This is a genomic window from Protofrankia sp. Cr1 (assembly GCF_963555865.1).
GTDB lineage: Bacteria > Actinomycetota > Actinomycetes > Frankiales > Frankiaceae > Protofrankia.
The window spans coordinates 7,329-11,187 of sequence record NZ_CAUVXO010000177.1; the positions used below are offsets into that span (position 1 = coordinate 7,329).

General features: G+C 67.6%; 4 protein-coding genes. 3 read left to right on the top strand and 1 reads right to left on the bottom strand.

Annotated elements, in window-relative coordinates:
* Together U9980_RS14940 and U9980_RS14945 are read left to right on the top strand one after the other, a co-directional pair.
* On the top strand, positions 1-844 hold an 844-nt coding region (locus U9980_RS14940), incomplete at its 5' end, for a hypothetical protein (protein ID WP_322768465.1).
* Positions 845-1,128: 284 nt separating this feature from the next.
* Positions 1,129-2,124 carry a mechanosensitive ion channel family protein gene (locus tag U9980_RS14945; protein ID WP_322768466.1) on the top strand — a complete coding sequence of 332 codons (996 nt, stop codon included), beginning with the start codon at positions 1,129-1,131 and terminating at the stop codon, positions 2,122-2,124.
* 376 nt (positions 2,125-2,500) lie between these two features.
* On the opposite strand, the gene U9980_RS14950 is transcribed toward U9980_RS14945, so the two are convergent.
* A complete protein-coding gene (locus U9980_RS14950; RefSeq protein ID WP_322768467.1) occupies positions 2,501-2,929 on the bottom strand; it encodes a hypothetical protein in 429 nt (142 codons plus the stop codon).
* 236 nt (positions 2,930-3,165) lie between these two features.
* On the opposite strand from U9980_RS14950, the gene U9980_RS14955 reads away from it, so the two are divergent.
* On the top strand, positions 3,166-3,859 hold a 694-nt coding region (locus tag U9980_RS14955; RefSeq protein WP_322768468.1), incomplete at its 3' end, for an alpha/beta hydrolase family esterase.

The window sequence follows — 3,859 nt, forward strand, 5'->3', positions numbered from 1 at the left end:
GCGATCATGGATTTTCGCGCTGTCGGAGACCATGGCAACGGCCGAACCGAACCCACGGCGGCATCCAGGGGGTACACAGGTGATGGGGACGTTGCTGGCGGCGCGGCGCGGGCGGGTCCAGGCCCTCGGCCTCGGTCTGGTCTGCGTCCTGCTGGGGCTCGCAACCAGCTCCTGCGGAGGCGGAAAAGTCCCTGGTCCGGCCGCGGTGGGAACCGATCCCGTGCCCCCGACTCAGGAGGCGGCCGCCCGTACGTCGCTGCACGCCGACGACTACGTGCTGACCGAGGGGCCGGAGACGACCGGTTTCGGGGCCAATACGTCGCTGGACAACCGTGGCGCGCTGTCGGTCGCCGCGATGACCACTTTCGCCTCGTGCATGGGTGAATCCAGCGCCGGGTCGAAGGTGGAGCCGCTGGACTCGGCCAAGGGACCGTACTTCACCACGAGTGACAGCCAGGTCTTCATGGGATCCGTGGCGGCGGTCTATCCAGCCAACGTGATTGCGGATGCCGTTCGAGTCGCCGCCGAGTCATCCTTCCCGTCCTGTGTCGGCCAGCTGCTCCAACGCGAGTACGCCAAGGCCGCTGACCTGCCCGCCAGCAGCACGTTCACGGTTGGGGCAGCGTCAGCCCGCAAGCCGCCCCCCGGCGTCAGCGCACTGACCAGGGTGAAGGCGACCATGACTCTGGACGGGCCGCCGATACCGATGACCTTCGATCTGATGTTCGTGTTCCACGGCCAGGTCCAGAGCTCCTTCGTCGTCGGCCGCGTGTTCGACGACCCCGACCAGGCCGTGGTGAACCGGGTCGCGCGGCAGATCGTCCGGAAGATCGCCAACCAGTAGTCGGTTCATGATCTTCCGATACTCCCCCGCCAGGCGGCGGCCTGCGAACAATCATGTGACACCCACGCCATGCGCATCCACGGACGGACTACACGAACGCTACTTTCCGCGCCCGTGTGGCAACATGGTGCGATCGTTACCGATGAGGTGTGCTGTTTCGGTGCGTGCGGTGGGCAACTGGTAACGATCGGTAGACAGCGATCGTCAGGTGACAATGCGCCCACACGCACGAGTGACCAGTGCACGAGTGACCAGCGCACGACCGACCAGGGCAGGACCGACCGGTGCGCAACCGACCTGGGGCACGACCGTCGCGATGGGAGTGGGGACTATTGGCACCGCAGGCCGCCGGGTGGAATGAGGGCTTATCGGATGTATGGTCATATTTTGCTCAGATCGTGCCAAAAATCGGGGCGTTCGCGTTCATCATGTTCGCTGGCGGCCTGGCCGTCCGCGCCGTCATCAGAATCATCAACCATCTCCTTGACCGCGCCGGCGCCGACAACCTGCTCGACCGGGGTGGGCTCACCCGCGCGCTCCGCCGGCCCGCCCACGAGCTGCGCGTCGGCGTGTTACGGCTGGTGTTCGCCGTTGCACTCCTTGCGCTCTTCCAGTTGGCCCTCGGCCTGTTCGGCACGAACCCCGTCAGCGACCTCGTCCGCGACCTCGCCATCCTGCTCGCGCACGCGATTCTCGCCTGTGCGGTGCTCGTACTCGGCGTCACCCTTGCATCGGCCGCCCGCGCCTTCGTCGGCGAAGCGCTGACCGGCCTTCACTACGCGAACACCGCAGCGACCACCACAACCGTGCTCATAATGATCGGATTTGGCAAGGCCGCCCTCGACGAACTCGGACTTGCCACCGCAGTGACAACCCCGATGCTCTACGCCCTGCTCACGACGGTCACCGGGGTGACGGTGGTCGGGGTGGGTGGTGGCCTGATTCGTCCGATGCAACGCCGCTGGGAGGAGGTTCTACGCCGTGGTGGCCCGGAGCTGACGACCGCCAGATCCACCTGGCTGGACAACCGGGCTCGTGCCGCCGCCGAGGAGCCGGTGGTCGTCCCGGTGAGCGACCTCGTCGGCGCCCCGGCCGGCGCCCCGGCCGGTGACCCGGTCGGTGACCCGGTCGGTGACCCGGTCGGTGATCTGGTGGCGGCGGGTCACGGCAACGGCGGGCAGACGGCGGACCCTGCGGATCCGATCCCCGAGCACGAACGGGACACGTCCACGGCAACCGGCGGATCAGGCCTCGACCCCGAGCCGGGGCAACCGTCGTGACAACCTGGCCGCAGGAGAACCTGACCTCGTAACGACATGACTTCGTAAAGATATGACATGGCAGTCACAGCTGGAACGATGCTCACACTCGGCAATCACGAACACCACGCCATCAGACCCAAGGACCACCCAAACCATCCGAGATCCCCACGACGCACCCATGCTCCTTGTGCGAACTGACGCACGCGAGGGATGTGGGTGAGGCACTCTGGGTACGACGGAGTGTCGCGACCAACGGCGGCGCCGGTCCCGTCGCTCCGCCATGCGGCGCGCTGGATTCGGCCTGCCGGACGGCCTGGGTTCCCAGGCCGTCCGCGGCCGCAGGCCACCTGCGCGGAGCGCGGGAAGCGGGGGAGACATTTCGGTGGACATGCCATCAGACCTGGAGCGCTCCCGGTTGCTCCTTGTCTGGCTGCAGGCCCGTCGCGCGGTCGACCGCTGCCTGTCGGACCTTCTCGCCGCCGGACCAGCCGGTGAGCGTCGTGTCCGCGAGCAGCTCGAACTGGTCGACAACCTGGAGAACCGCGCTCAGGAGGCGTTTGTCCGCTATCGGCGCGCCGCCGCCGCGATCAGCCCGCGGCCAGAGCGTCCTGATGAGGCAGCCGCGTCGGATACAGCCGACCTGACAGATGTTGGTGATGTCGAGGTAGCTGATATAGCCGACCTGGCCGATGTCATCGATATTACCGATGTCACCGATCCGGTAGACCGGACCGGCCCGACCGACCGACCCCGTCTCGGCGTGGTCAGGACAGACGGGCACGGGCCCGGCACTGACATCGTCCGGGGTCGAGCGAAAGATCACATGTCGGCGTCCGCGCCAATGCCTGCGGCCACAACCCCAACGCCCGCCACAACCCCAACGACACTGCAGACACCGTCGGGATGCGGCCTGGGTAGCCAGGGCGCGCCACCGGAGTCAGGCGTCTTTTCGGCCCTGCCCGGATCCACCGCGGGTCCCGCACCACACACCGGCCGGGATGGCGAGACGAGCGTCACCCGTGGCCTTCGCAGTCCACGAGGAGATCAACACCGACACCGATGACAGGCCCGTCTGGCGGGCGGGACAAAATCCGAGTGGTGCCATCCTCGCGTCGCCGCACCATGCTCAGCCTCATCACCGGGTTCGTACTTGTCCTGACCTGGTACCTGGCGGGGTGCGCCACCGTAAGCCGGTCTCACCGGACGCCGATCACGCCCGTGGCTGGCGCCGCCACCCCGACGATCGGACCGGACGCCTACGAACGGTCAGGGCGAACGCCGCAGCTGCGCCTCACCCTGCCGCCTGCCACATCCCCGCGGCCCTTTCCGCTCGTCGTCGCGCTGCACAGCCTTGCGAACGACGGTCGCGAGCCCCAGGCGAAGTGGGGCATCGATGCCCTCGCCGCCAGTGCCGGCGTCGCCGTGGCCTATCCCGATGGTCTGGACAAATCGTGGGACGCCGGCACCTGCTGCGGGCAGGCCGCCGCCGAGCATGTCGACGACGTCGGATGGCTGCGGGCCCTCATCTCCCATCTCGAACAGCACTATCCCATCGACCGTCACCGGGTGATTCTGGTCGGCTTCTCCAACGGTGGGATGCTCGCGTACCGCTACGCGTGTGAGCACCCGTCCGAAATCGCCGGCATCGCCGTGGTGGCAGCCAGTCGGCAGATCACAGGCTGCACACCGGCGGCCCCGATCGGTGTGGTGGCCGTGCACGGACAGCTCGATGAACGCGTTCCCTACGAAGGCG